We start from the raw sequence: 24,294 nt of genomic DNA, 5'->3' as shown, positions 1-24,294 counted from the left end.
CCTATGGGGCCGGCGTAGCACAGCGGTAGTGCAGCGGTTTTGTAAACCGAAGGTCGGGAGTTCAATCCTCTCCGCCGGCACCATTTTTCGGCACTCTCGGCCTAGAGCCGTTCCGTTCCTCACCCAAGACGAACCGCCGAGCATTCATGTCCGTTACGATCACCGATCCCGACGATCCCCGCATCGAGCCCTACCGGGCCGTGCGCGAGCGCGATCTCGTCGGGCGCGAGGGGCGCTTCATTGCCGAGGGCGAGGTCGTGTTGCGCGTCCTTCTCGACAGCGCGCGGTTTGACGTCGAATCTCTCCTGATTTCAGACAGCCGCGTCGGGCCGTTGGAAGATGTCTTGCGCACCATCTCACCCGGTACGCCGGTCTACGTCGCCGGTCGCGCGGTCATGGACGCGATCGTCGGATTTCCGATCCACCGGGGCGTTCTCGCAATCGGCCGCAGAAGAGACGACCCTGCAGCCGAAGAGTTGCTGTCGTCGCTTCCGCAAAACGCTCTCGTCGTCGGCCTGGTCGGCCTCGCCAACCACGACAATGTGGGCGGCATTTTCCGCAACGCCGCGGCCTTTGGCGCGGATGCGGTGCTACTCGACGCGGAAACGTGCGATCCGCTCTATCGCAAGGCGATCCGCGTCTCGGTCGGCGGCGCGCTTGTCGTTCCTTTCGCCCGCGTCCCATCGGCCGGCACCATGGTCGACGTTCTGCAGCGCACCGGTTTCGACATCATGGCGTTGAGCCCGTCCGGCCGGGAGAACCTGATCGGCGTTCGTTGCGCCCCTCGGACGGCTCTGCTCCTGGGCGCTGAAGGTCCTGGCCTGCCGACGGATCTGCTTGCCCGCACACGCACCGTCGCCATCCCTATGAAAAGCGGCTTCGATTCGCTCAATGTATCGACCACGAGCGGGATCGTGCTCCATCACCTGACAGCTTCGCGCGCCTGACGATTTCGTGAAGCCTAACGGCTTGATCCCAAGCGCAGTCATTATAGCCTCTTCAATTCATAGGGGGAGGTTGTCATGTCTGTCACACGTCGCGTGGTTCTCGCGGGTAGCACGCTCGCGCTCGCAAACCCATTCGGAGATAAAGTTTTGGCTCAAGGCACAAGCACGATGTCGAACGCGTCTTCTCAGGCTCCCGGCTTCTACCGCTACAAGGTCGGCGACATCGAGGTGACGGCCATCAACGACGGCTTCGCCAAACGACCGCTGGAAGGCTTCGTCAAGAATGCGGAACTCTCCCAGGTCCAGGACGCGATGAAGGAGGCCTTTCTATCGCCGGAAGCTCTTTCGATCACCTTCACGACGTTGGTGCTGAACCGCAACGGCCGCCTCACCCTCATCGACACGGGCAACGGTGATCTCGGCGCGCCGACCTCCGGCACGTGGATGGCGAATTTCCGCGCCGCCGGTTTTGATCCGGCACAGGTCGACACCGTCGTCATCAGCCATTTCCACGGTGACCATATCAACGGCCTTCGCCTGAAGGACGGAACTGCCGTGTTCCCGAAAGCCGAAGTCATGGTGCCGGCCACCGAATGGGCTTTCTGGATGGAGGATGCCCGCATGAATCAGGCGCCGGAGGCCATGAAGGGCGGCTTCCAGAACGTGCGCCGGGTCTTCGCCCCAATCGCAAAGGATGTGAAGCGCTACGAGGCCGACAAGGAGGTTGTTCCAGGCCTGACGGCGATAGCCATCCCAGGCCACACGCCGGGCCATACCTCATTCATGCTTTCATCCGGCGGCGGCAAACTCATCGTCATGTCCGACGTGACGAACCACCCGGCTCTTTTCGTCCGCAATCCGGATTGGTCGGCGGTCTTCGACATGGATGCGGACTTGGCCCGCCTGAGCCGACACCGGATGCTGGACCTCGCGGCGAGCGAGCGGGCGCAGGTCGCGTTCTACCACGCTCCCTTCCCCGCCACAGGTTATATCGGGAAAGAGGGCGGCAGATTTCGCTTCGTACCCGTGCAGTGGAGTGCGGCTGTCCTCTAGAGCATGATCAGAACAAGTGGAAACTGGTTGTTCGCCCCGATCATGCGACATTGAAAAATCGAGAGTTCGATCATGTTTCAAAGAGACATGATCGAACTCTAGCCGTTAGAGCGACGTTTCGGCCAGGAGCCAGGCGAGCGTGCCCGCGTCGACACCTGTGGGCTCGATGAAAAAAATGATCGGCGTCTCGTAGGGATGCCGATCTTTGAGGGCCGTATGCACGTCCTCGCGCCGGCGGGTGACCGTCTTGAGAATGGCGACAACCTCTTCACCACGCTCGATTTTTCCCTTCCAGGCATAGACCGAGACCATGCCGGGAAGCACGTTCATGCACGCGATGAGCCTGTTTCGAACGAGCTCCTCGCCAATGGACAAAGCTGTGTCCGCATCGGGAAAGGTCGTGTAGACGAGGAGTGGTTGCTCCATGCTATGCCTCTCTGGGGTATGGTCAGTGGTGACGCCGGGTCCTCAAGAATAAAAGCGTGGTTCCGAGAGGAATCATGCGAAAATGAGGGACTGGATCAGGGTTCAACGAGGGTATCTTGGGATGACGCGCCGTTTCAACAGGGTCGCTTTCGTTGCGAGCCCCTCCCCTGAAGCACAGCGTACCCTCGAAACGCTGCGGGCCGCCTATCCGAACGTCCCCCCAGAAGACGCGGACGTCATTGTGGCGCTGGGCGGCGATGGCCTCATGCTGCAATGCCTGCATCAGATCATGGGCAGGTCCAAACCGATCTACGGCATGAACAAAGGCTCCGTCGGCTTTCTCATGAACGAGTTTCGGCAGGAGGGTCTCTTCGAGAGACTGGAGGAGGCGCAGCGCAGCGTTGTGCACCCTCTCCTCATGGTCGCCTGGGATGCGAATGGGCAATCTCACACCGCGCGGGCGATCAACGAAGTATCCATGCTGCGGCAGACCCACCAGATTGCAAAACTGAAGGTCAGTGTGGACTCGCATGTCCGTTTGGAGGAGTTGAGCGCCGACGGCATTCTCATCGCCACGCCGGCAGGCTCGACGGCGTACAACCTTTCGGTCGGCGGCCCGATCCTGCCGCTCAACACGCCGCTTCTGGCGCTTACTCCCATCTCCGCCTTTCGGCCACGTCGCTGGCGGGGGGCTTTGCTGCCGGACTACGCCCGCATCGAAATCGAGGTTCTCGAACACGAGAATCGCCCGGTGAGTGCGGTGGCGGACCACACGGAATTCCGAAACGTATCGCGGGTGCAGGTGTCGATGGATCGTAGCATCGACCTGGTATTGCTCCATGACCCCGGACACGGCCTCGACGAGCGCATTCTGCGCGAGCAATTCGGCTATTGAGAAGACCGACGCGAGCCATAAAATCCGACCAGCGGGAGGAGAATGCAGAAATGACGGCTGAGCATGAACGGCATCCCCGCGGCGGGCTCTATTTCGAGGATTTCGAGATCGGCGCAACCATCCCTCATCGTCTCACGCGGACGGTCACGCAGATGGACAACATGCTGTTCTCCAACATGACCCTGAACCCGCAGCCGCTCCATATCGATGCTCATTTTTGCGCGACAGAGACGGAATGGGGGAAACCTCTCATGAATTCCCTCTTCACGCTGGGCTTGATGATCGGCATTTCGGTCAACGATACCACCGTCGGTACCACCATCGCCAATCTCGGCATGACGGATGTGAAGTTTCCGGCTCCTCTCTTCGAAGGCGACACCGTGAACGCGACGACCGAGATCGTCGCCAAACGCGAGTCGAAATCGCGCCCCGAAGCGGGCATCGTCGAATTCCTGCATCGCGCTTACAAGCAGGATGGCACCCTCGTCGCCGAATGCCGCCGACAGGCCTTCATGCGCAAGCGCAACGCTGCTCCCTGGCAGGCCGACATATGATGCGCTCGCTCCTCTTCGTTCCAGGCGACAGCGCCCGCAAGCTCGAAAAGGGTCTGGCCTCAGGGGCGGACGCCTTGATCATCGACATCGAGGATTCGGTGGCGCTCTCCGCGAAAGAGGAAGCCCGCCGCGTGACGGCTGAGTTTCTCGCGTCCGTTCGCGAAACCCGCGACCGTCCGCGCCTCTATGTCCGCGTCAACGGTCTGGCGACAGGCATGACCGATGCCGATCTCGACGGCGTCATGCGGGCCGTGCCGGACGGCATCGTTCTACCGAAAGCCATCGGCGGCAAGGACGTCGCGCATCTGGGCGCGAAGATCGCGGTACGCGAAGCCGAGTTCGACCTTGCGGACGGCGGCACGCGCATCATCGCCATCGCAACCGAAAACGCGCGCGGCGTGTTCGCGCTCGGTACTTTCGCCGGGGCGAGCCAGCGCCTCGACGGCCTCGCCTGGGGCGGGGAAGACCTGTCCGCCGATATCGGCGCCGAAACCAACCGCCGCAACGACGGGCATTATACCGAGCCCTACCGGCTCGCCCGCTCGCTCACCCTGTTCGGAGCGGCGGCCGCCGAGGTCGACGCCATCGATGCGGTCTACACCAATTTCCGCGATCTCGACGGCCTCGCCGCCGAATGCCGGGAAGCGCGCCGCGACGGCTTCGTCGCCAAGATGGCGATCCACCCGGCCCAGGTGCCGGTGATCAACGAAACCTTTGTGCCATCGCAGGAAGCGTTGGAGCGGGCAAAAGCCGTCATTGCCGCCTTCGCGACCAATCCCGGTGCGGGCGTGGTCGGCGTCGATGGTGAAATGCTCGATCGCCCCCACCTCACCCGAGCCGAAAGGCTTCTCGCGCGGGCTGGCGACAAGAGCTAGGCCCATTGAGTTTCTTGCTCATGTAGACGGTTATGCCGCCCATGAAGGGCTCGCGTTCAACGATAAGGTATCCGGTCTTCTCATAGAGAGCGACATTTGCCTCGAAGGCGGCATTCGTCAGCAGGCGAATCTCGGGGCATCCGGCCTCGATGGCCTTGCACTCGGCGTGCGCCAACAATTGCCGGCCCAGCCCTTTGCCCTGGTCGCTCGGGCCAACGGCGACGCTCTCAATCCAGAGATGATCATCGCGCAGCATCGTCTCGATCAGCCCCACCATTCTGGAACCGATATACATCAAGTCGATCTGGTGTTCTTGGACGGCCCGTTCATAGTCGGCATTCATTGGCCGAGGTTCGCGACCGATGACGGGAATCCATTTTGCGTATGCCGAGCGCACGACCTCACGGATCATGTCGGCGTCTTCCGATTTTGCTGCCCGAAATTCCACGAAAAGTTCCAAAGACATAGAAGGATCCTTGCGAGCTAAATAAAAACCCCGCCGACCGGATGGTGGGCAGGGTTGCTGAATTCTCGATAACGAAGGCAGGAGAAAGAACTAGGCTCCCACGGATCTTCGCTTTCTCGGAGTCGACGCACCACCGCGCACAATCGTACAGCGTCGGCGCTCTAAGGTTGAGAAGCGTGAGTTCATGAAACTTACGCTACCAAGATATCATTGGCTGTCAATTGACTAGCGGGCCGGCTCCGAAATCGGCTGAACTCCCGTGCCACGCGTACATAAACATCGCCTCACTTCTCGTTCGGACGGCGCAGAGAGAACTTCGTCTCCGGCGTCATCACGAAATAGTCGCGATAGCCGGAACGCGCGATGGGACGCATGGCGGCGGTGTCGAGCATTCCATCGACGAGAAAACGGTCATCGATATAGACGCCGACGACTTGGCCGATGACGAGATAATAGCGCGGATCCGATCCATCGAGCGGCACCAGCGGCACGGTTTGAAGCCATTTGCATTCGAGCGCGGCGGGAGCCTCGGCCACGCGCGGCGGCTTGACGATCCGCGAAGGCGCGGCTTCGAGCTTGGCGTGAGCCATCTCGTTCTCACCGCGCGGCAACAGCGCGGAGGTGGCGTTCATCTGATCGCGCAGATCGAAGGTCGCGAGGTTGCAGACGAACTCGCCTGTCTCTTCGATGAACGTCACCGCGTCTTTCCGCCCGGCCGACGAAAAGGCGACCATGTGCGGATGGTCGGAAACCGCGTTGAAGAACGAATAGGGCGATAGGTTGATCTCGCCCTTCGCGCTCATGGAAGTAATCCACCCGATCGGGCGCGGCGTCACGATGGCCTTGAACGGATCGTGCGGCAGGCCGTGATCGTTAGTGGCTGTTTCGTAGAACATCAGAACCGCGTCACAATATCGGAGAGGCTGGGCCGCGGCCTGTCGGTCGGGGTTTCCTTCGCCGTCCCGATATGGACGTAGCCGGCCAGCCGCTCATCGGGGGCGAGACCCAGGGCGTCGAGCACACGCCGGTCGAACGCCGTCCAGCCGGTCAGCCAGGAAGCGCTGAAACCGAGCGCGTGCGCCGCATTGAGGAGGTTCATGCACACAGCGCCTGCCGACAGCTCCTGCTCCCAATCCGGGATCTTCACGTGGGGCTTAACGCGGGAGACGACCGCTACCACCAAGGGAGCATGGGAGAAACGTGCCAGTTCCACCGCCACCTTCTCGGCCTCGGCTTCCGGCTGATCCGCCTTGAACGCGGCTGCGGCAATTTCGCCGAGCCGGCGCCGTCCGTCCCCCTCGATCACGATGAAGCGCCAGGGAACCAGCTTGCCGTGATCCGGCACACGCGCAGCGATCGTCAGGAGCGTGTCGATGTCGGTTGGGTTCGGTCCAGGCTCGGTGAGCCACAGGGCTGGGACGGAGCGTCGCTGCTGAAGACGGGACAAACTTTCGTTCATAAGGCTTTCATCCGGACCTGATACTGTGCAAGGATCATCGGGACGGCAAAGGAAAGCCGCAGACAATAAGAGCCGGGGCTCATGCCTTGCCCTCGCCATGTCTCTGCGGGTGGAACATCGCCGTCCTAGTGGGGGCTGTCGCTGCGAAATAAAACGAGCAGCGCATGTATAGGGGTAGCGTGCTGGCCCGCCAAGCCGGATTTCGATCCTGGAACACGACCCGAAAAAATGGGGTCCGATTTTCCGACAAAATCGTGAGAGATAAAGGCGATGAGTTCGCGCCGTGCGCCGATGAGGCGAGGCTGGCAGCGTCTAATACTTTATCGAATTTTGGGGTCGCCGCATTCATCTTATACAGAATGCCGGTTGGTGGATGGCGCTAACGACGAATGAAAACAAATCTCCTAGAGGATGACGCGTCCTCCTCAAATGTCTGGACGTCCAGACAAACCGCCGTATCCCTGCTCCTGATCCTGCTGATCTGGGCTATGGCCGCGTCCGTGTGGCCGCTCACAGGCAGCGTCGTGCCGTGGGATTCCAAAAACCAGTTCTACCCGACCTGGCGCTACCTCGGCGAGGCCCTTGCCCAAGGGGAACTCCCGCTCTGGAACCCCTATCATTTCAGCGGACACCCCTCCGCGGCCGATCCGCAATCCCTGCTCTTCACCCCGACGATGCTTCTTTTCGGTTGGCTCATGCCCAAGGCGTCGATGGAAGTGTTCGATGTGGTGGTCTTTGCCCATCTTCTGCCGGGAGCGCTTGCTTTCGTGGGACTCTTTCGGCGCCGGGGCTGGCATCCGGTCGGCGCAGTCATCGCGGCCATCGTCTTCATGCTCGGGGGCTCGGCGACGGCCCGCCTGCAACATACCGGCATTATCCTGAGCTACGGCTTCTTCCCGCTCGCCCTCCTGCTTCTCGAGGAGGCCCTGGACCGTAAATCCTACTCGCTCGGCGTGCTTTTCGCGATGGTTGCGGCCTTCCTGACCATCGGGCGGGATCAGGTGGCTTTCCTGTGCGCGCTGACCCTGATCTGCGTTGCTGCGCATCGGATCTTCACCTCTGAGCGCCCTCTCGTCTATTTCAGGACCCGTGTCGGCATTCTCCTTATCATGGGCTTCGTCGGCGGTGCACTGCTGGCCGTACCGTCCATCCTCACCATGCAGTTCCTCGCGACCTCCACGCGCCCCGGCTTCGGCTACGGTGTCGCGGCCATGGGATCGCTTCCGCCGGAGAGTCTGACGACGATCCTCTTCGGCAATATCTTTGGGTCTCTCCGCTGGACATACGACTACTGGGGCCCCGACTGGCACAGCGTCGCCGAGGGGACCTGGACCGACCGGGCGACCAACTATCTGTTCGCGGGCACCATCCCAGCCCTGCTCCTCCTGTGGCATGGCATTGCGGGAGGGCGGCTTCTCGCGCGCGAATTCCGCTTCTTCCTGATCTTCGGGATCGTCGTTCTCCTCTATGCGCTTGGCCGCTACACCCCCGGCTTCGGCCTTGTTTTCGACCATCTCCCCGGCGTCAAGCTCTATCGCCGTCCGGCGGATGCGACGTTCCTGATCAATATCTTCCTGGCGTTCGCCGCCGGCTACCTCGCTCACCGTTATATCCGGGACGGCATTCCGCGCCTGGACAGGGCGAAAATCGCCTCCTGGCACGTGGCCCTGCCCTCGCTCGCGGTCCTTCTGTTGGTGGCGGCGATCGGAAGCGCCCTGGGCTTCGCACTCAAAGCCGGTCAGGTTGCGCCGGCCATGAGTGAGATCGGTATCGGCCTGACCTTCGCGTCAATCGCCTTGCTTCTCCTGACCCGATTTGACGGCAACGCCCGCTGGCGTCCCGTCGTTGCTCTCACGCTGGTTATGGCCACGGGTGGCGAGTTGATCTGGCGGCATGCGGCCTCGGCTCTCAATGCCGAGCCGGAGGAGCGGTATGCCGTTTTTGAGAAGCTGCCTGCCGATCAATTGCACGGCCTGAGCATCCTCAAGACCGAGTTGGACCAGCGCCACGCCGCAGGCGATTACCCGCGCGTGGAGATCCTGGGCCTGCGCGGCCCCTGGCAGAACGCCTCCATGGTCTTCGGGATCGAGGACATCATCGGCTACAATCCGCTCCGGCTCGCCGATTACGAGCGAGCGGTCGGACCGGGCGAGAATGCGGAAGATCCCAATCTGCGCCAGTTTCCGGCGAGCTTCCGGGGGTACAAGTGCCGCCTCGCCAACCTCCTTGGCCTCGAATATCTGGTTCTGGACCGCAAGCTCGAACGCATGCCGCGCCACTTCCCCCGCCCCTCGAACGCGGAATTGCTCTACGGCTCGGGACGGATGTGGATCTATCGCCTGAACACGGTCAGCCCGCGCGTCTATGTGGCCACCAAGGTCACGCCCGTCGATTCGGAAGCGGCGCTCGATCAGGAGGACCTCCCGGAATTCGACCGCCTGAACGAGGCTCTTGTGGATATCAGCAGCGTGCCGCTGCTCAAAACCTCCCATGAGATCGTCCCTCCCGCCAGCGCGGAGAAGCCGAAGAACGAAGCCCGGATCACCCAATACAAGCGGACATCCGTGACGATCGAGGTGCAGAACGAACAGGCAGGTATGCTCGTCCTTCACGACATCTTCTATCCCGGTTGGGAAGTCCGCGTGGACGGCGAACGCCGCCCCATTTTGCGCGCAAATCTATTGTTCAGAGGCGTCGAGGTTGGCCCCGGCCAGCACAAAGTGGAATTCACTTTCCGTCCGACGTCGCTGGAAAATCTGATTGCGGCGACGGCGGATCTCGTGAAAAAGGAAGTCGAGCCCGTCAGGACCGTGCAAGCCGCCGCCCGATAGGGACGATAGGTTGGAAGTGGCGAAACGTTGAAACCGTCCATCTGGAGTTTGAGCCTTCTTGCCGCCTGCGTCGCAACCTCGGCCTGGGCGCAGTCTGCTACGCCTTCATTGACGCAGACCCCTCCCCCTATCCCAAGCTCGGAATTCACGCTCAACGCCAGTGCCGCCTTTGCGGATAGTGGCAAAGCGATCGGCTCGGGGCTTGTCTGGCGGGTTTACGAAGATCGGGGCGACGTCACGCAGCCGCTGATCGTCGCCCGCTCCAGCGCGCCGACACCTCGCTTCAATCTGCCATCGGGCAATTACATCGTTCACGTAGCCTACGGTTATGCCAGCGCGTCGAAGCGTATCAGCGCCCAATCCGGCACACTCACCGAGCGCCTTCCGATTACGGCCGGAGCCCTGAGGCTCAAGGGAGCGGTAGGCGACAGCCCCATCGCACAGAACCAGATTTCGTTCTCGGTCTATGTCCCGATCGGCACCAACTCCGAAGGCAGGCTCGTCCTGTCGAACGGAAAGGCGGGTGACATCATCCGTTTGCCGGAAGGCTCCTATCACGTCGTCTCGACCTATGGCGACGCAAACGCGATCATGCGCGCGGACCTGAAGGTCGAAGCCGGCAAGATCACGGAAGCGACCCTCAATCACCGGGCGGCTATCGCCACCCTCAAGCTGGTGGCCTCCGCCGGCGGGGAAGCTTTCGCCGGCACGGCCTTCAGCGTGCTGACGCCGGGCGGCGACGTGATCCGCGAGGCCATCGGCGCGTTTCCGTCCGTAACGCTGGCGGAAGGCGATTACGTCCTGATCGCCCGCCACGACGGCAAGGTCTATACGCGCGAGTTCAAGGTCGAGAGCGGTCTCAACCGCGACTTCGAGATCGTCGCGACGCAATAGGCTAATGGACACCACAACCAGACAGAGATACGTTGTTACACATGCGTACTCTGTTCAAAGTTGTCGGCGCATTCCTGATCGCCCTTGTCATCGTGCTGGTCGCGCCTGTGCTGCTGCTACTCATTGGAGTAGGCGTCTACGACGCCCTGACCCGCGACTGCTCTCATATCGTCGACAAGGAATACGCAACGAAGGTCATCGAAGCGTACCTCGTTCAACCCAGAGCCAGTGCTGTTCTGGGCAGAGCGAAGCCAAAGGTTGTCGCAATAGAAGAAAGTGGCGACGACTTTACTGACGACCCCGGTCCGGGAGAACGCACTTACAAATTCAGACTCGAGGACAGCAAGGGCAATAATTGGCCCCTTGCGAGAGTCGATGCCTGTGGTGGTCTGGAACTCGCTGGCTTGCTGGACGGCAGGTGAGAGGAAAACCGCCTTAAATCCCTCGTCTGAGGACGCGTCTCTCGGTCATGTTAGGACGGCCGCGGATGCACCAAAAACGTTCATGGCCGCAACAGGTGCGGCCATGAAGAGCAAAACAGGATCGGGCTAAATCAGACCAGCGTTCCCCCCACCACGTGATGCCCGTCGAGGGTTGCGTGGGCGTCGGGTTCCGAGACGGCCTTTGCCGCGCGGCGGAGATCCGGAGTGACGGCCTCTTCCTTGAGAATGCGCAAAGCTTCCTCGAGGCTGAGATTGGTCTGGTCCGGGCTGCCGAGGCGGCGGATGGAGACGGCGCGCTCGGCCACCTCCTTCTTGCCGATGATGAGAAGCACCGGCACCTTGGCGAGCGAATGTTCGCGCACCTTGTAGGTGATTTTCTCGTTGCGCAGATCCGACTCGACGCGAAGCCCGGCGGCCTGCGCCGCCTTCACGACTTCACGTGCGTAATCGTCGCCGTCCGAGGTGATGGTCGCCACCACCGCCTGCACCGGCGCGAGCCAGAGCGGGAAGTGCCCGGCGAAATGCTCGATGAGGATGCCGGTGAAGCGCTCCATGGAGCCGCAGATGGCGCGGTGAACCATGCACGGCGTCTTCTTCTGTCCGTCCGCATCCACGTAGAACGCGCCGAAGCGCTCCGGCAGGTTGAAGTCCACCTGCGTGGTGCCGCACTGCCAGTCGCGGCCGATGGCATCACGCAGCACGTATTCGAACTTCGGCCCGTAGAAAGCGCCCTCACCCGGATTGATGCCGGTCTTGATGCGCCCGCCCGACTGCTCCTCGATCTGCTTGAGGACGCGGGTCATCACCTCTTCGGCGTGATCCCACATCTCGTCCGTGCCGACGCGCTTTTCAGGACGGGTCGAGAGTTTCACGACGATATTCTCGAAGCCGAAATCGCCGTAGGTCGAGAGGATCAGGTCGTTGATCTTCAGGCATTCCTCGGCAAGCTGCTCTTCGGTACAGAAAACGTGCGCATCGTCCTGTGTGAACGCGCGCACGCGCATCAGGCCGTGCAGCGCGCCCGAAGGCTCGTAGCGCGATACCGCACCGAACTCAGCCAAGCGAAGCGGCAGGTCGCGGTAGGACTTGAGGCCGTGCTTGAAGATCTGCACGTGGCCGGGGCAGTTCATGGGCTTGATGGCGAAAACGCGCTCGTCTTCCGTCTTGGTGACGAACATGTTCTCGCGGTACCAACCCCAGTGACCCGAGGTCTCCCAAAGAGCCTTGTCGAGGATCTGCGGCGCGTTGACTTCCTGATAGTCGCCCTTGAGGCGGCGGCGCATGTAGGAGGTCAGTTCCTGGAACAGGGTCCAGCCCTTCGCGTGCCAGAAGACGACGCCCGGTCCTTCCTCCTGGAAATGGAACAGATCCATCTCGCGCCCGAGACGGCGATGGTCGCGCTTCTCGGCTTCCTCAAGCTGCCTGAGGTAGTTGTCGAGGTCTTCCTGAGAGGTCCACGCGGTGGCGTAGATGCGGGTGAGCATCGCGTTTTTGGAATCACCGCGCCAGTACGCGCCCGCCACCTTCATGAGTTTGAAGGCGTTGCCGATCTTGCCCGTAGAGGTCATGTGCGGGCCGCGGCACAGGTCGAACCAGTCGCCCTGGAAGTAGATCTTCAGATCCTGCCCTTCCGGGATCGCGTCGATTAGTTCGATCTTGTAGGTCTCGCCCTTCTCCCTGAAGACCTGCTTCGCCTTATCGCGGCTCCACACTTCCTTCGTGAAAGGTTTGTCCCGCGCGATGATCTCGCGCATCTTCGCCTCGATGGCCGGGAAGTCTTCCGGCGTGAAAGGCTCGTTACGCGCAAAGTCGTAATAGAAACCGTTCTCGATCACCGGACCGATGGTGACCTGCGTGCCGGGAAAAAGCTCCTGCACGGCTTCGGCTAGAACGTGCGCGCAATCGTGCCGGATCAGCTCCAGCGCGCGCGGATCTTCGCGGTTCAGAAATTCGATTTTGGCATTGGCGGTGATCGGATCCGCGAGATCCGTCACGGTGCCGTTCAAGGCCATGGCCACGGTGCGCTTTGCCAGCGACTTGGCAATGCCTTCCGCAATCTCGCGGCCGGTGATGCCGGAGGCGTATTGGCGCTCTGCGCCATCAGGGAATGTGAGGGTAATCATCAATCATCTCTCAAGCTCACTCCTGCCAACGGAGCAGGTAAGCGTGGGGCCGACGGGCTGGGTTTTGCTTACGACGAGCGGCCGCCGTCAGGTTCGACCGCTTCGCAGGTGATCGCGGGGGCGTTGACGCCCCGCCAGCGACCATACACCCACGGCTTATACCAGCGGGCGTGTTCGGGCAACGTTTCAGGCACGAGATCGAGCCCCGATGTGCCGAAGGGCCCACAGCGGCAGATCCGTGCCAGCCCCATCCAGCCTCCCGGCCAAAAGCCGTGCCGCTGGATCGCCTCGTCGGTATATTCCGAGCAGGACGGAAGATGGCGGCACTGGCGGCCTATGAGTCCGGAAAGCGTGAGCTGATAGGAACGGATCGCCACATGGGCGATCCGGCGGGGCATGTGTTTTGCCGTTGTCTCCTGGGGCGCGTCCTTTTGATGCCACGAGTGCGTCACGTCAGGAGGCTTCCGAGCGCCGCTGCGCCTCGATCTGCTCGATGGCGTCGACCACTGCCTCGAAAGTGAGGAGGATGGAGGCGTGCCGGGCGGTGAAATCCTTCAGCGGCTCCAGAACGGCAAGATCTGCCCATTTGCCCTCCGGTGCGCGCCCATCTTCCTTGAGAATCCTGCGTGCCTGTTCCTGAACGGCGCGCAGCTCCGCCACGGTGGAACCGATCACCTTGCTCGCCATGATGGAAGAGGAGGCCTGTCCGAGGGCGCAAGCCCGTACCTCATGCGCAAAGTCGGCAACCACATCGCCGTGGAGCTTGAGATCGACTGTCACGATGGACCCGCAAAGCTTTGACCGCTTTGTCGCACTCGCATCCGCGTCCGCGAGCCGCCCGAGCCGCGGGATGTTCGCGGCGAGTTCGAGAAGGCGGCGATTGTAGATCTGATCAAGCATGATGCGGCTGTCACGGGACAAGAGCGTTGTCGCTTGATATAGGTTATGTTGGCGTCAAGCGCGATCCCGAGAGATCCGAGGGCGCGCCGGCCCCATATGACGGTCAAAGGGCATCGCGCCCGATGGCATGGAACAAAAGAAAGGCTCCACATGGATGATGTGGTTAAGTCCTTGTCCCAGCGTCTGTCTCCAGCCGCCGACAAGCCCGTAGACCGCCCGACCCGCGAAGAAGCGGAGGCGGCCGTTCGCACCTTGATCCGCTGGACCGGCGACGACCCGGAGAGGGAAGGATTGCGCGAAACGCCAAAGCGCGTCGCCAAGGCGTTCAAGGAGCTCTATGCCGGCTACAAGGATGATCCGCACGAAATTTTGAACAAGATCTTCAAGGAGGTCGAAGGCTACGACGACCTGGTTCTGGTGCGCGATATCCCCTTCTATTCCCATTGCGAGCACCACATGGTGCCGTTCCATGGCGTGACCCACATCGCCTATTACCCGACCAAGGGTGTCGTCGGCCTGTCCAAGCTTGCCCGCCTCGTCGAGATCTACGCGCGGCGGCTCCAGACCCAGGAGACGATGACGGCGCAGATCGCCTCAGCTCTGGAAGAAGCTCTCGAGCCGCGCGGCGTCGCAGTGATGATCGAAGCCGAGCATATGTGCATGTCCATGCGCGGCGTGCAGAAAGCAGGCGCTGTCACGCTGACGAGCCAGTTCACCGGCGTGTTCAAGAAAGATCCGGCGGAACAGGCGCGCTTCATGACCATGGTTCGTCACGGCAAAGCTTGAAACTCGCGACCATCGGGGGCATTCGAGAGAAGCAACCTGCTCTCCAGTGTCCCCGAGTCATCCCATGTGCGCGAACCACCCACCCTTCCCCGCCGCCGGCTCCAAGTCCGAGCTGGAAGAAGGCGCGACCTTGACGCCTCGCTTCGGCACGGATGGTCTTGTGACCTGCGTGACGACGGAGGCCGACACAGGCGAACTTCTCATGGTCGCCCACATGAACGCCGAAGCACTTGCGAGAACGCTTGAGACGGGCGAAGCGTGGTATTGGTCGCGCTCTCGGAGCGAGCTGTGGCACAAAGGCGCGACGAGTGGACAGATCCAGACCGTCGTGGAAATGCGCGTCGATTGCGACCAGGACGCCTTGTGGCTCAAGGTGAAGGTGGCGGGCGATGGCGGGTGCTGCCATACGGGCCGACGCTCGTGCTTCTATCGGGTAGTGCAATCGAAGGAAGGCGAGACGACACTCGCACTCTCAAAACAAGCTTGATCCCTACTCATCCGGAATTGTGGGGGTGAAAAGCCTGACAGGAAACGTTACTGCGCACTCATGAGACACAATCACGTCCTTCTCGCCCGCATCGCCACCAGCACGATCTTCTTCGGTAACGGCTTCGGAATCGGAACCTGGGCGGCACAATTGCCGCGCTTCAAGGCGGCGCTCGGCCTGTCTGACGGAGAGCTCAGCCTCGCACTTCTCGCTTTCGGGCTTGGTGCGATCACCCTCATGCCCGTCGTCGGGTGGATCTCGACCCGCGTCCCGAGCCGAACGATCACCATCGTGACCGGCTTCGGCTTCGCTATCACGCTGTTTCTCCCGGGCATCGCGCCGAGCCTTCCGCTCCTCATTGCGGCATCGCTCGTGGCTGGCGCGTTCAACGGCTCGATGGACGTCTCGATGAACACCAATGCCACGGTTGTCGAGAAGGCTTGGAAGACACCGATCATGTCCTCCTTCCACGCCTTCTTCAGCCTTGGCGGCCTCGCTGGGGCAGCAATCTCTGCTGCTCTTATTAAAGCGGGCTTCGATATTGCCGCAACGCTGCTCATGTCCTGCGCCGTGATGGGCCTGCTCTTCTTCTTCTCTTCGTTTTTCATGATGAAGGACGAGACGGAAACGGCCGAAGGTCACGGCTTCGCCTGGCCGCGCGGAGCGCTGATGGGTATCGCGGTGCTCGCCATGCTGTGCATGGTCGTGGAAGGCGCGATGGTCGACTGGACGGCCATTTATCTCCGCACTGTCGCCGGTGCAGAGCTTGAAACCGCCGTGATGGGCTTTGCCGCCTTTTCGTTGACCATGACGATCTGTCGCTTCATGGGTGATTTCGTCGTGAGCCGTCTCGGCCGCGGTCCAACCTTGCGCCTCGGCGGCCTTCTCGCCGGTATCGGTTTGACGCTGGCCATCGGAGTGCCGACGCCTATCGCAGCAATGGCTGGCTTCGCGATCGTTGGTTTCGGGCTTTCCAACGCTGTGCCGGTCCTCTTCAGCAGCGCAGCGGAGGTCAACGGCGTCCCGGCTGGGATGGGCGTCGCCATGGTGGCGACCCTCGGCTATGGCGGCCTGTTGATGGGGCCCCCTATCATCGGCTTCGGCGGCGATCATCTCGGCCTGCGCGCGACGTTGATCGGCCTGGTCGTCTGCGCGCTCGTTATCGTGCTGATGTCTCGTCGGGCATTGAGCCCCTCTTTGACATAAATCCGCACCCCTCTGACCACCTAAGCTTCTCATGCGTTATTCATGAGCCCTTCATCAGGAGGTGCCAAAGATGGCTTCAACCTAGGAGCTGCTCTATGTTCTGGGATGGCATTGCCCGACGAAGTGTCGGGCCTGAAGGCGGCGGGGAAGCCGAAATGCACGCGCCAGTCGAGCGCGAAGCAAAACCGAAGGTGAAGATAGGCCTGGCGCTCGGCGGCGGTGCCGCCCGGGGCTGGTCGCATATTGGCGTCGTTCGCGTTCTCGCCGAAGCCGGTATCATTCCCGATGTGATTGCCGGATGCTCCATCGGGGCGGTCGTCGGCGGCTGTTTTGCTGCGGGCAGACTCGACGAAATCGAGGCGTTCGCTCTCTCCTTGACGAAGCGGCGAGTCATGGGATTGCTGGATTTTCATATTTCGGGCTCAGGCCTGATCGCGGGCGGGCGATTGCAGCGTCTCCTCGAAGAGAACCTCACCGATCAGCGTGTCGAAACGCTCCCCATGAAATTCTGCACGATCGCGACCGAGCTTGCGACAGGCCACGAGGTCTGGCTGACAAGGGGGCAACTTGTCCAGGCCATGCGCGCTTCCTATGCCCTCCCCGGCATCTTCGATCCAGTTTCCATCGGCGGCCGATGGCTGATGGATGGTGCGCTCGTGAACCCGATTCCGATCACGGCCGCACGCGCGCTCGGTGCCGATATCGTCATCTGTGTGAACCTGAACGGCGAAGTGCGCGTACGCGGCACCGTCATTCAATCCTACGACAGCACCCACACGGACGAGCAGGATATCGAGGAGCACATGGAGGAGCCGCGACGTTGGGGCATCTTTTCCGCGCCAAAGGCTCCGAAAAATCGGCGCCCCAATGCGCCGGGCATCGCCTCGGTGATGGTCGATGCCTTCAACATCACGCAGGACCGCATCGCACGCTCGCGCCTCGCCGGCGATCCTCCCGACGTCATGATTGCGCCGAAGCTTGCGAAAATGGGATTGTTCGAGTTCCACCGCGCTCAGGAATGCATCACGCTCGGACGGCAAGCCGCGGAACGCGCCTTGCCGGATATCACAGAGTTGCTTCAGGAAGCGGCGAAGTCATAGAGCATGATCAGAACAAGTGGAAACCGGTTGTTCACCTGGATCACGCGGCAATAAGGAATCTAGGTCGCCTCTGGGGGAGCGAGTGCGATCAGGCGCTTGCGATATATTCCTTGATCGCCTTGGTCTCCGCCTCGATTTCAGCGAGACGGTGCTTCACCACGTCGCCGATCGACACAATACCGATGAGAGCGCCCTCCTCGACCACCGGCACATGCCGGATTTTGCTCGTGGTCATGATCTCCATGATGAGCGGGATGTCGGCTCGCTTCGTGCAGGTGACCACCCCGCGGGTCATGTGTTGGGACACCGGATCGGTCAATGCGCCCGCGCCTTTGTCGGCGATGGCGCGGACGATATCGCGCTCGGAAATGATGCCGGCGACCGGCTCCTGCCCGTCGGCAACGATCACCGCGCCGATTTTCCAGTTCGAGAGAAGCTCAGCCGCCTGAGCGAGGGTCTTCGTCGGGTCGATCGTGACGACGTTTCGTCCCTTGTTCAGAAGGATGTGGTCGACAGACATGGGGCGCCTCCGCGTAACCGGAAGCGAAGGCCGTTCCCTCCGCCTCCGAGAATGGCTGGAGCCTCGATCTTTCCAAAGCGCCGGAAAACTCGAAACCCAGCGTCAATCACTAGATTCTCGGCTTTCTCGATCTTTTTTTCAAGCGGATTAGGGATGATGACGCGGCCTTAACGGATCGATGATCGGAAAGAGCGCCAATCCGGCGAAAAATCCACCCAGATGAGCTTCCCACGCAATGCTGACATCCGTGACGCCGAGCGGCCGTGCAAAGGCATCCGAGAAATAGTTGATCACGATCCAGATGACGAGGAACAGCATCACCTGTCGGTTCGCGATAAGGCCTCGCAGAGTTTCACGATGGCGTTCGTGAGGTTCGTTCATACGGCCTTCCGCGTTGAAACTCGGAGGCGCGAACATGAACCACGCCGCAGCGCCCATCATGCCGGACACCGCGCCGGATGCACCAATGAGGGGCAAGACCTGCCAAGCATGCATGAGCACATAAAGAACCGCCCCGACAAAGGCCGTCACGGCGGCAAGGGCAAGAAAGCGTGCCGGTCCGAAACGTCGCGCAAGGGGCGTTCCGAATGCCGCAAGCCAGACGCAGTTCAGGAGCACATGGGTCCAGGATCCGTGCAGCAACGCGTAGGTCAGCCCGGTCCAGGGCTTTCCGCCCTCATCGCTCAGCACATATTGGGCAAGGGCGAGCGGCAGGGTTTCCATGTCACCGTTCCCCTGAAGCGATGAAATGATATCCTGCGCATTGACCCCACCATAGGCGACCGCCCAACGCGCCGGAACCACGGCGAAGGCAATCAGCCATTCGAAGTCCACCTCTTCCGACAGAACGAAGGTGCGAAGTGCGTGAATGCCGATGAGAACGGCGATGCTCACGAGCACGACGGTCGGAAGCTGAAAAATGGGCTCGCGCGTGGCGCGGGAAGGAAGAGATGAGGGCATGGGAACCGGATGTTAGGGCGCGATACTAACCCAACGACATCTTTATGTATTTTCAGAAAAAACTCTTCAAAGGACTAAGATCCCAATCGAGTTAGCTTGGCAATTGCGTCACATTCCGCATCTGCCAAGGTGAAAAACCAAGTAACGAAAGCCCTTATTGCCCGTGCTTTATAGCTTGGCTTAAGAATTTATTAACCATACCCGGAACAAACCTGCCCGCGACGCGTTAACTCACCCTTAACTTTCTTGTTGAGCCATCAGTTAAGCCGTGTCAGCTTGGTTAAAAGAACTTTAACGGGCTGTGCGGGGCATGTCTCACATTTTTTTCAGTGGCTTCAAGCTGGGCGGTCGCAGGACCGGCCTTTTGGGTACCAAGGCCGTGTGTGCGGCTCTTCTTGGGATTGCTTTTCTTATCGGTGGGGCAGCTGAAGCGCAAAACTTTGCCTCTCTGTCGGCATCGCCGCTTCCAATTCAAAAAGGCGGCGGCTCCAAGCCGATCCTCGGATGGCAGGAATTCTGCCAGAGCAACCCTTCCGAGTGCGCCGTCAATTCCTCAGAACCACGCACCATTAAGCTCACCGCACAGATCTGGAACACTATCGTTTCCATCAACAAGCGCGTGAACAATGAAATCACCCCCGTGACCGATCAGGATCATTGGGGCGTCGTGGACCATTGGGATATACCCACCGATGGCAAGGGCGATTGCGAGGACTACCAACTCCTGAAGCGCAAGAAGCTGGTCGAGCTAGGTGTTCCGCGCCGCGCCATGCTCATGACAGTGGTGATCGACGAACTCGGCGAAGGCCATGCGGTTCTCGTTGTTCGCACCGATCGCGGCGACTACGTGCTCGACAACAAGCACTCGAACGTCCTGTCGTGGGATCAGACCGGCTACGTCTACGTGAAGCGTGAAAGCCAGGACGCCGTGGCCTGGGTTTCCCTCGGCGGTATCACAGCCTCGCCGACGACCACCGCGAACCGCTAGAACTTGCTTATTGCCGCATGATCCGGGCGAACAACCGGTTCCGATCATGCTCTAAAATGTGCGACCCGGATCAGTCGATCCGGGTCAGCCCCTTCGCGAACCTCTTCCAGTTCTCGACATAGTTCCTCGCCGCTTCCTTGAGCCGCGCGATAGCAGTCTCGTCGAGTACCTTGATCGCTCGTGCAGGCGAGCCCACGATCAGCGAATTGTCCGGAAATTCCTTGCCCTCGGTCACGAGCGCGCTCGCACCGACGAGGCTGTTTTTTCCAATCCGGGCGTGGTTCAGCACGGTCGCTCCCATGCCGATGAGCGAATTTTCGCCGATGGTGCAGCCGTGCAGAATGGCGCGATGGCCGATGGTGCAACCTGCACCGATGCTGAGAGGCGCGCCGAGATCCGTGTGGAGCAGCGCGCCCTCCTGAATATTGGTCGCCTCTCCGACATCGATGAGTTCGTTGTCGCCACGCAGGACGGCGCCGAACCAGATGCCGACATCGACTCCCAGTCGGACGCGTCCAATCACATGCGCATCCGGGGCGATCCAAAAGCGCCCAGCCTCGGGCACGACGGGTTCGACGTCATCGAGACGATAGAGCGGCATGGATCGGGCCTTGCGGAGAGTTAGAGCATGATCAGAACAAGTGGAACCGGTTGCTCGCCCGGATCATGCGGCAACAAGGAATTGGAGAACTTGATCGTGTTTCAAAGAGACACGATCGAGTTCTAGTCTTCGAGATCCGTATCGAGGATCGCCATGGTGAAGTTATAGGAGCGGTCGCCATCCTCGTCATCGAGGAAGAGCACACCCAAAAATTCTTCGCCGACATAGACCTCCGCGGAATCGGTCTTCTTCGGGCGGCCGACGACACGGATGGAGGCATTTGCAAAAGTCTGGCGAAGGTAACGCTCGACCTTCGCCATCTCGGTCTTATCCACGATGAATCCTTTCATGAAATTGATGAACGCTGCACTTGCCACGACGGAAAGAGCGGGGCAAGCGCGTCGGAGGCGTCAAATCCCTTCCGACAGGAAATGATCCATCGCACGCGCCGGCTCCGCGCAGCCCGCGGTGCCGACCACCTTGGCCGGAACACCGGCAACCGTGGCATTGTGCGGCACAGGTTGCAACACGACCGACCCGGCCGCGATGCGGGCGCAGTGTCCGACCTCGATATTGCCGAGGATCTTTGCGCCTGCGCCGATGAGAACGCCCTTCCTGATCTTCGGATGACGGTCCCCGCGCTCCTTGCCCGTGCCGCCGAGCGTCACGTCCTGAAGCATGGACACGTCGTCTTCGATCACGGCCGTCGAACCGACGACAAGACCGGTCGCATGGTCGAGGAAGATGCCCCGGCCCATGGTGGCGGCAGGATGAATGTCCGTCTGGAACACCTCGGACGACACGCTCTGAAGGTAGAGTGCGAAGTCGCGCCGCCCCACGCTCCAGAGCCAATGGGCGAGACGATGCGCCTGGATGGCATGGAAACCCTTGAAATACAGCACAGGCTCGATGGTCCGCTCGCAAGCCGGATCGCGATCCATCACGGCGCGGATATCGGCGCGGAAGGCCTCAGTGATAGAGGGCTCGGCTTGAATAGCCTCGTGGAATATCTGTTCGATCAAATCGGCCGGCACGGAGGGGTGTGCAAGACGCGCCGCAACGCGATGACTGACCGCCGCTTCGAGACTCGCCTGATGGATCACCGAGCTGAGCATGAAACCCGCAAGGACCGGCTCACGTCGGGCCGCGTCTTCCGCCTCTCGCAGCATACGGTCCCATAGGGGATCGACCGTTCCGGCGAGCGGCTCGACGGTTCCCGACTTCAGGCGCTGATGGGTCGTCATAATCAACTCCTTGCCAAGGCGACGGGTGGCGGGATTAGCATAGATAGTCTTCCGGTGTCCCCTTCTTTAGCCCCAATAGATCATGCACGCTTCATTTTCTTCCCCCTCCCCGCATCTCACCGTGACCGTGGAGGATTCCATCGCGTCTATCGCCATCGACAATCCGGCACGGCGCAACGCGCTCAATTTTGCCATGTGGCAGGCCCTGCCCGTCATCGTGACGGCGCTCGATGACGATGAACGGGTGCGTGTAATCATCCTGCGCGGCGCCGGAACGGGCGCCTTTGCCGCAGGGGCGGACATTGCCGAATTCGAAAGCATCCGGGGCACCGCCGCCGGTAGCCGTGACTACGAGCGGGCCAACGAGACGGCCTTCTGGGCTGTCGCCCATTGCGCGAAGCCCGTCATCGCCATGATCCGGGGCCATTGCCTCGGAGCCGGGTGTGGGCTCGCGGTGGCGTGCGACCTGCGGATCGCGGGGGATAACGCAGTGTTCGGCATCCCAGCGGCGCGTCTCGGCGTCGGCTATCCGCCGAGCGCCATGCGGCTGTTGACAGCCTCCGTCGGCCCGGCCGTCGCGAAGGACCTGTTCTTCACCGCGCGCAGGATCGATGCGCAGGAGGCCAAACAGCTCGGCCTGATCCAGACCATCGTGCCCGAGGAGGCACTGGAAGAAACGACTCTCTCCCTTGCCCGCACGATTGCCGAGAATGCGCCTATGACGATCGCCGCCGCCAAGGCAGCAATCGACGCTTCCTGCGGCTTAGGAAGGCAGGGGATCGACCCGCAAGCCCTGGCTGACGCCTGTTTCGACAGCGCCGATTATGGGGAGGGCCGACGCGCTTTCCTGGAAAAGCGTCGGCCGGTTTTCATCGGGCGATAGACGGACGGTGCGCGACAGGCTCCGCCTTCACGGCCCGGCGATAGACGAAATAGCGCCCCTCGGCGACCCCGACACGGGTCGACAGATTCGTGCAGCGTGGCAGATCGAACGCCCGATCCGCGAGGAAAAGGCCACCCGGCTCGAGAAGCGGTTCGATCAGCGGCGCCATGCGCTTGGCGAGCTGCCGGTTCAGCACCTCGTCGCCCGAGCCGATATCGGCGTGGATGAGAGCGGCACAGCCAAGCCCCATCCGCTCCGCGAAGAGGGGTAGCGTCTCGAAGATATCGCCCATGATGAGATAGTCTTCCGCCGGGCAACTGTCGGGATGGGCCGCAAGTGACCGCTCGAACGCATAGATCTCCCGATCGGGCAGCCGGCTCCGCAGGTGATCGTATGTCCGTCCGTTGCCGAGGCCGAGTTCGAGGATCAGCCCCGTCGGCTCGATTTCATTGACGGCCCAATTCAAAAGATTGCGCTGGGCGGTCAAACGACGAATGACGCTATCCAGACGTGTCATCGACTTCCCCTGCGTAATGCATCTGGGAAAATCGAATCTCAAATCAATGACCTAGGTCGCGTCTCTTGAATCAAATGCTGAAGCATCTCAAGGGTTAAGCTCATGTGGAACATGAACATCAGCACCCAGCGCTAACCGATTCCAGAGACTCGTCTTTATCCGACGTCGTCGGATAAAAATGAACTCACGGCCGGGTGGCGAGGAACTCCAAAACTCCCTGTTTATGCACCCGGTCACCCACCGCGAGATTGTGGTCCCGGCCAGGGATATCGAGCGCCCTGGCATTCGGTATCAGCCGGGCGAGCTCCGGGCCGGAGCCCGCCACATGATCGGCGGTTCCCACGGACACGAGGGTCGGCACGTCGATGGCGGCGACCTGCTCGCGGGTGAGCACCTGACGCGATCCACGAATGCAGGCGGCAAGCGCCCTGAGATCGCTCTTGGTCTGCTCCGCAAAGGCGCGGAACATGCGCTGCATGGGATCCGTCAGATCGTCGAGAGACGGCGCTTCCATGGCATCGGCGATCCCGAGCGGCAGGCCGACGCCTTCGACCAGATGAATGCCGAGCCCACCGAGTAGAGCGGAACGCATGCGCTCAGGGGCCGCGATAGCGAGATGAGCGGTGATCCGTGCGCCCATGGAATAGCCCATCACATCCGCTTTCTCGATGTTCAGATGGTCCAGCAGGCGGCGCGCATCCTCCGCCATGATAAAGGACTCGTAGTCCTTGGGATCATAGAGCTTTTCGCTCTCCCCATGGCCTCGGTTGTCGAGCGCGATGACCCTGAAACCCGCCTTGTTCAACGTCTTGAACCACAGCGTGTTCAGCCAGTTCACGGCATAGTTGGAGGCAAAGCCGTGAATCAGAAGAATCGGGTCGCCATGACCCTCTTCGGGAGGGGCGTCCACATAGGCGATGCGGACACCGTTGGAATTGAAGAACAGCATGGGTTGGCAACGCTCGGTTCGAGTTTCGAAAACCAGAATCCATTTCTGAAGGCTATGCTCTAAGCCATTGATCGGATTCGGTGCAAATGGGCGGACAACAGCACCTTCCCATGAATCTGAATCGACAGAAAATGGCCTACCCTCTTGAACCGACGCATTTTCCTCCGCAAAAACGAAGGCGCACTTT

General features: G+C 61.1%; 28 protein-coding genes and 1 tRNA gene. 15 read left to right on the top strand and 14 right to left on the bottom strand.

The window, feature by feature from the left end:
• Window positions 1–8: 8 nt before the first annotated feature.
• The 3 genes from AB4072_RS08965 to AB4072_RS08955 all read left to right on the top strand — a co-directional run bounded on the left by AB4072_RS08965 (window position 9) and on the right by AB4072_RS08955 (window position 2,000).
• Window positions 9–83, top strand: a tRNA-Thr gene (locus AB4072_RS08965).
• 63 nt (window positions 84–146) lie between these two features.
• The gene (locus AB4072_RS08960; RefSeq protein ID WP_441967240.1) at window positions 147–947 is read left to right on the top strand and encodes a TrmH family RNA methyltransferase; all 801 of its coding nucleotides are present in this window, start codon (window positions 147–149) and stop codon (window positions 945–947) included.
• Window positions 948–1,022: 75 nt separating this feature from the next.
• On the top strand, window positions 1,023–2,000 hold the full coding sequence (locus AB4072_RS08955) for an MBL fold metallo-hydrolase (protein WP_441967238.1): 978 nt from the start codon (window positions 1,023–1,025) through the stop codon (window positions 1,998–2,000).
• A 105-nt stretch (window positions 2,001–2,105) separates the two neighbouring features.
• Here AB4072_RS08955 and cutA read toward each other — a convergent pair whose 3' ends face one another.
• Window positions 2,106–2,426, bottom strand: coding sequence for a divalent-cation tolerance protein CutA (gene cutA, locus AB4072_RS08950; RefSeq protein WP_441967236.1), 321 nt, complete (start codon window positions 2,424–2,426; stop codon window positions 2,106–2,108).
• Window positions 2,427–2,547: 121 nt separating this feature from the next.
• On the opposite strand from cutA, the gene AB4072_RS08945 reads away from it, so the two are divergent.
• From AB4072_RS08945 to AB4072_RS08935, 3 genes are read left to right on the top strand one after another with little or no spacing between them, the layout of a single operon-like run.
• The gene (locus tag AB4072_RS08945) at window positions 2,548–3,321 is read left to right on the top strand and encodes an NAD kinase (RefSeq protein WP_441967234.1); all 774 of its coding nucleotides are present in this window, start codon (window positions 2,548–2,550) and stop codon (window positions 3,319–3,321) included.
• Between the two features lie 50 nt (window positions 3,322–3,371).
• Window positions 3,372–3,875, top strand: a complete 504-nt coding sequence (locus AB4072_RS08940; protein ID WP_441967232.1) for a MaoC family dehydratase — start codon at window positions 3,372–3,374, stop codon at window positions 3,873–3,875.
• Window positions 3,875–4,750 carry an HpcH/HpaI aldolase/citrate lyase family protein gene (locus AB4072_RS08935; protein ID WP_441967284.1) on the top strand — a complete coding sequence of 292 codons (876 nt, stop codon included), beginning with the start codon at window positions 3,875–3,877 and terminating at the stop codon, window positions 4,748–4,750. The genes AB4072_RS08940 and AB4072_RS08935 overlap by 1 nt, the downstream gene beginning before the upstream one ends.
• On the opposite strand, the gene AB4072_RS08930 is transcribed toward AB4072_RS08935, so the two are convergent.
• From AB4072_RS08930 to AB4072_RS08920, 3 genes are all read right to left on the bottom strand, one after another.
• Entirely contained in the window at window positions 4,704–5,162 is a 459-nt protein-coding gene (locus AB4072_RS08930) for a GNAT family N-acetyltransferase (RefSeq protein WP_441967230.1), read from the bottom strand. The genes AB4072_RS08935 and AB4072_RS08930 overlap by 47 nt on opposite strands.
• Window positions 5,163–5,500: 338 nt before the next feature.
• The gene (locus AB4072_RS08925) at window positions 5,501–6,112 is read right to left on the bottom strand and encodes a flavin reductase family protein (RefSeq protein WP_441967228.1); all 612 of its coding nucleotides are present in this window, start codon (window positions 6,110–6,112) and stop codon (window positions 5,501–5,503) included.
• Entirely contained in the window at window positions 6,112–6,675 is a 564-nt protein-coding gene (locus tag AB4072_RS08920; RefSeq protein ID WP_441967227.1) for a nitroreductase family protein, read from the bottom strand. The genes AB4072_RS08925 and AB4072_RS08920 overlap by 1 nt, the downstream gene beginning before the upstream one ends.
• 389 nt (window positions 6,676–7,064) lie before the next feature.
• On the opposite strand from AB4072_RS08920, the gene AB4072_RS08915 reads away from it, so the two are divergent.
• Genes AB4072_RS08915 through AB4072_RS08905 form a run of 3 tightly spaced genes read left to right on the top strand, consistent with a single transcriptional unit; the run spans window position 7,065 to window position 10,822 of the window.
• Window positions 7,065–9,506, top strand: coding sequence for a YfhO family protein (locus tag AB4072_RS08915; protein WP_441967225.1), 2,442 nt, complete (start codon window positions 7,065–7,067; stop codon window positions 9,504–9,506).
• Window positions 9,507–9,545: 39 nt separating this feature from the next.
• Window positions 9,546–10,400, top strand: coding sequence for a hypothetical protein (locus tag AB4072_RS08910; protein WP_441967282.1), 855 nt, complete (start codon window positions 9,546–9,548; stop codon window positions 10,398–10,400).
• A gap of 41 nt (window positions 10,401–10,441) precedes the next feature.
• Window positions 10,442–10,822 carry a hypothetical protein gene (locus AB4072_RS08905; RefSeq protein WP_441967223.1) on the top strand — a complete coding sequence of 127 codons (381 nt, stop codon included), beginning with the start codon at window positions 10,442–10,444 and terminating at the stop codon, window positions 10,820–10,822.
• A 131-nt stretch (window positions 10,823–10,953) separates the two neighbouring features.
• Here the strand turns inward: AB4072_RS08905 and thrS are convergent, their stop codons facing one another.
• The 3 genes from thrS to AB4072_RS08890 form a co-directional block, all read right to left on the bottom strand.
• Window positions 10,954–12,966: a threonine--tRNA ligase gene (thrS, locus tag AB4072_RS08900; protein WP_441967221.1), complete on the bottom strand. Its 2,013-nt coding sequence runs from the start codon at window positions 12,964–12,966 to the stop codon at window positions 10,954–10,956.
• A gap of 68 nt (window positions 12,967–13,034) precedes the next feature.
• On the bottom strand, window positions 13,035–13,364 hold the full coding sequence (gene yidD / locus AB4072_RS08895; protein ID WP_441967219.1) for a membrane protein insertion efficiency factor YidD: 330 nt from the start codon (window positions 13,362–13,364) through the stop codon (window positions 13,035–13,037).
• Between the two features lie 55 nt (window positions 13,365–13,419).
• Window positions 13,420–13,866 (bottom strand): iron-sulfur cluster assembly scaffold protein, encoded by a 447-nt coding sequence (locus AB4072_RS08890; RefSeq protein WP_441967280.1) that lies wholly within the window; start codon window positions 13,864–13,866, stop codon window positions 13,420–13,422.
• A 150-nt stretch (window positions 13,867–14,016) separates the two neighbouring features.
• Here AB4072_RS08890 and folE point away from each other — a divergent pair, with 150 nt between their 5' ends.
• The 4 genes from folE to AB4072_RS08870 all read left to right on the top strand — a co-directional run bounded on the left by folE (window position 14,017) and on the right by AB4072_RS08870 (window position 17,445).
• The gene (folE, locus tag AB4072_RS08885; RefSeq protein ID WP_441967217.1) at window positions 14,017–14,652 is read left to right on the top strand and encodes a GTP cyclohydrolase I FolE; all 636 of its coding nucleotides are present in this window, start codon (window positions 14,017–14,019) and stop codon (window positions 14,650–14,652) included.
• A gap of 64 nt (window positions 14,653–14,716) precedes the next feature.
• A complete protein-coding gene (hisI, locus tag AB4072_RS08880) occupies window positions 14,717–15,139 on the top strand; it encodes a phosphoribosyl-AMP cyclohydrolase (protein WP_441967215.1) in 423 nt (140 codons plus the stop codon).
• A gap of 60 nt (window positions 15,140–15,199) precedes the next feature.
• Window positions 15,200–16,345 carry an MFS transporter gene (locus AB4072_RS08875; protein WP_441967213.1) on the top strand — a complete coding sequence of 382 codons (1,146 nt, stop codon included), beginning with the start codon at window positions 15,200–15,202 and terminating at the stop codon, window positions 16,343–16,345.
• A gap of 95 nt (window positions 16,346–16,440) precedes the next feature.
• Window positions 16,441–17,445, top strand: coding sequence for a patatin-like phospholipase family protein (locus tag AB4072_RS08870; RefSeq protein ID WP_441967212.1), 1,005 nt, complete (start codon window positions 16,441–16,443; stop codon window positions 17,443–17,445).
• Between the two features lie 88 nt (window positions 17,446–17,533).
• On the opposite strand, the gene AB4072_RS08865 is transcribed toward AB4072_RS08870, so the two are convergent.
• Both AB4072_RS08865 and AB4072_RS08860 read right to left on the bottom strand, forming a co-directional pair.
• Window positions 17,534–17,965 carry a CBS domain-containing protein gene (locus tag AB4072_RS08865; protein WP_441967210.1) on the bottom strand — a complete coding sequence of 144 codons (432 nt, stop codon included), beginning with the start codon at window positions 17,963–17,965 and terminating at the stop codon, window positions 17,534–17,536.
• Between the two features lie 147 nt (window positions 17,966–18,112).
• Window positions 18,113–18,925: a rhomboid family intramembrane serine protease gene (locus AB4072_RS08860; protein WP_441967208.1), complete on the bottom strand. Its 813-nt coding sequence runs from the start codon at window positions 18,923–18,925 to the stop codon at window positions 18,113–18,115.
• Between the two features lie 310 nt (window positions 18,926–19,235).
• Between AB4072_RS08860 and AB4072_RS08855 the strand changes: the two genes are divergently transcribed.
• Window positions 19,236–19,913, top strand: a complete 678-nt coding sequence (locus AB4072_RS08855) for a transglutaminase-like cysteine peptidase (protein WP_441967206.1) — start codon at window positions 19,236–19,238, stop codon at window positions 19,911–19,913.
• A 70-nt stretch (window positions 19,914–19,983) separates the two neighbouring features.
• On the opposite strand, the gene AB4072_RS08850 is transcribed toward AB4072_RS08855, so the two are convergent.
• From AB4072_RS08850 to cysE, 3 genes are all read right to left on the bottom strand, one after another.
• Window positions 19,984–20,514 carry a gamma carbonic anhydrase family protein gene (locus AB4072_RS08850; RefSeq protein ID WP_441967204.1) on the bottom strand — a complete coding sequence of 177 codons (531 nt, stop codon included), beginning with the start codon at window positions 20,512–20,514 and terminating at the stop codon, window positions 19,984–19,986.
• A 122-nt stretch (window positions 20,515–20,636) separates the two neighbouring features.
• Window positions 20,637–20,849: a DUF3126 family protein gene (locus AB4072_RS08845; RefSeq protein WP_441967203.1), complete on the bottom strand. Its 213-nt coding sequence runs from the start codon at window positions 20,847–20,849 to the stop codon at window positions 20,637–20,639.
• 75 nt (window positions 20,850–20,924) lie between these two features.
• Window positions 20,925–21,758, bottom strand: a complete 834-nt coding sequence (gene cysE / locus AB4072_RS08840; protein ID WP_441967201.1) for a serine O-acetyltransferase — start codon at window positions 21,756–21,758, stop codon at window positions 20,925–20,927.
• Window positions 21,759–21,840: 82 nt separating this feature from the next.
• Between cysE and AB4072_RS08835 the strand changes: the two genes are divergently transcribed.
• The gene (locus tag AB4072_RS08835) at window positions 21,841–22,641 is read left to right on the top strand and encodes an enoyl-CoA hydratase (RefSeq protein ID WP_441967200.1); all 801 of its coding nucleotides are present in this window, start codon (window positions 21,841–21,843) and stop codon (window positions 22,639–22,641) included.
• On the opposite strand, the gene AB4072_RS08830 is transcribed toward AB4072_RS08835, so the two are convergent.
• Entirely contained in the window at window positions 22,628–23,158 is a 531-nt protein-coding gene (locus AB4072_RS08830; protein ID WP_441967198.1) for a class I SAM-dependent methyltransferase, read from the bottom strand. The two genes, AB4072_RS08835 and AB4072_RS08830, sit on opposite strands and share 14 nt — an antisense overlap.
• A gap of 184 nt (window positions 23,159–23,342) precedes the next feature.
• On the bottom strand, window positions 23,343–24,107 hold the full coding sequence (locus AB4072_RS08825; protein WP_441967196.1) for an alpha/beta fold hydrolase: 765 nt from the start codon (window positions 24,105–24,107) through the stop codon (window positions 23,343–23,345).
• Between the last annotated feature and the right edge of the window lie 187 nt (window positions 24,108–24,294).

Origin of the sequence: Microvirga sp. 2MCAF38, assembly GCF_052115485.1 — a bacterium.
In the GTDB taxonomy this organism is placed as follows: domain Bacteria; phylum Pseudomonadota; class Alphaproteobacteria; order Rhizobiales; family Beijerinckiaceae; genus Microvirga.
The sequence above is the reverse complement of the archived record's forward strand: the minus strand, read 5'-3'. Positions and strand labels throughout refer to the sequence as shown.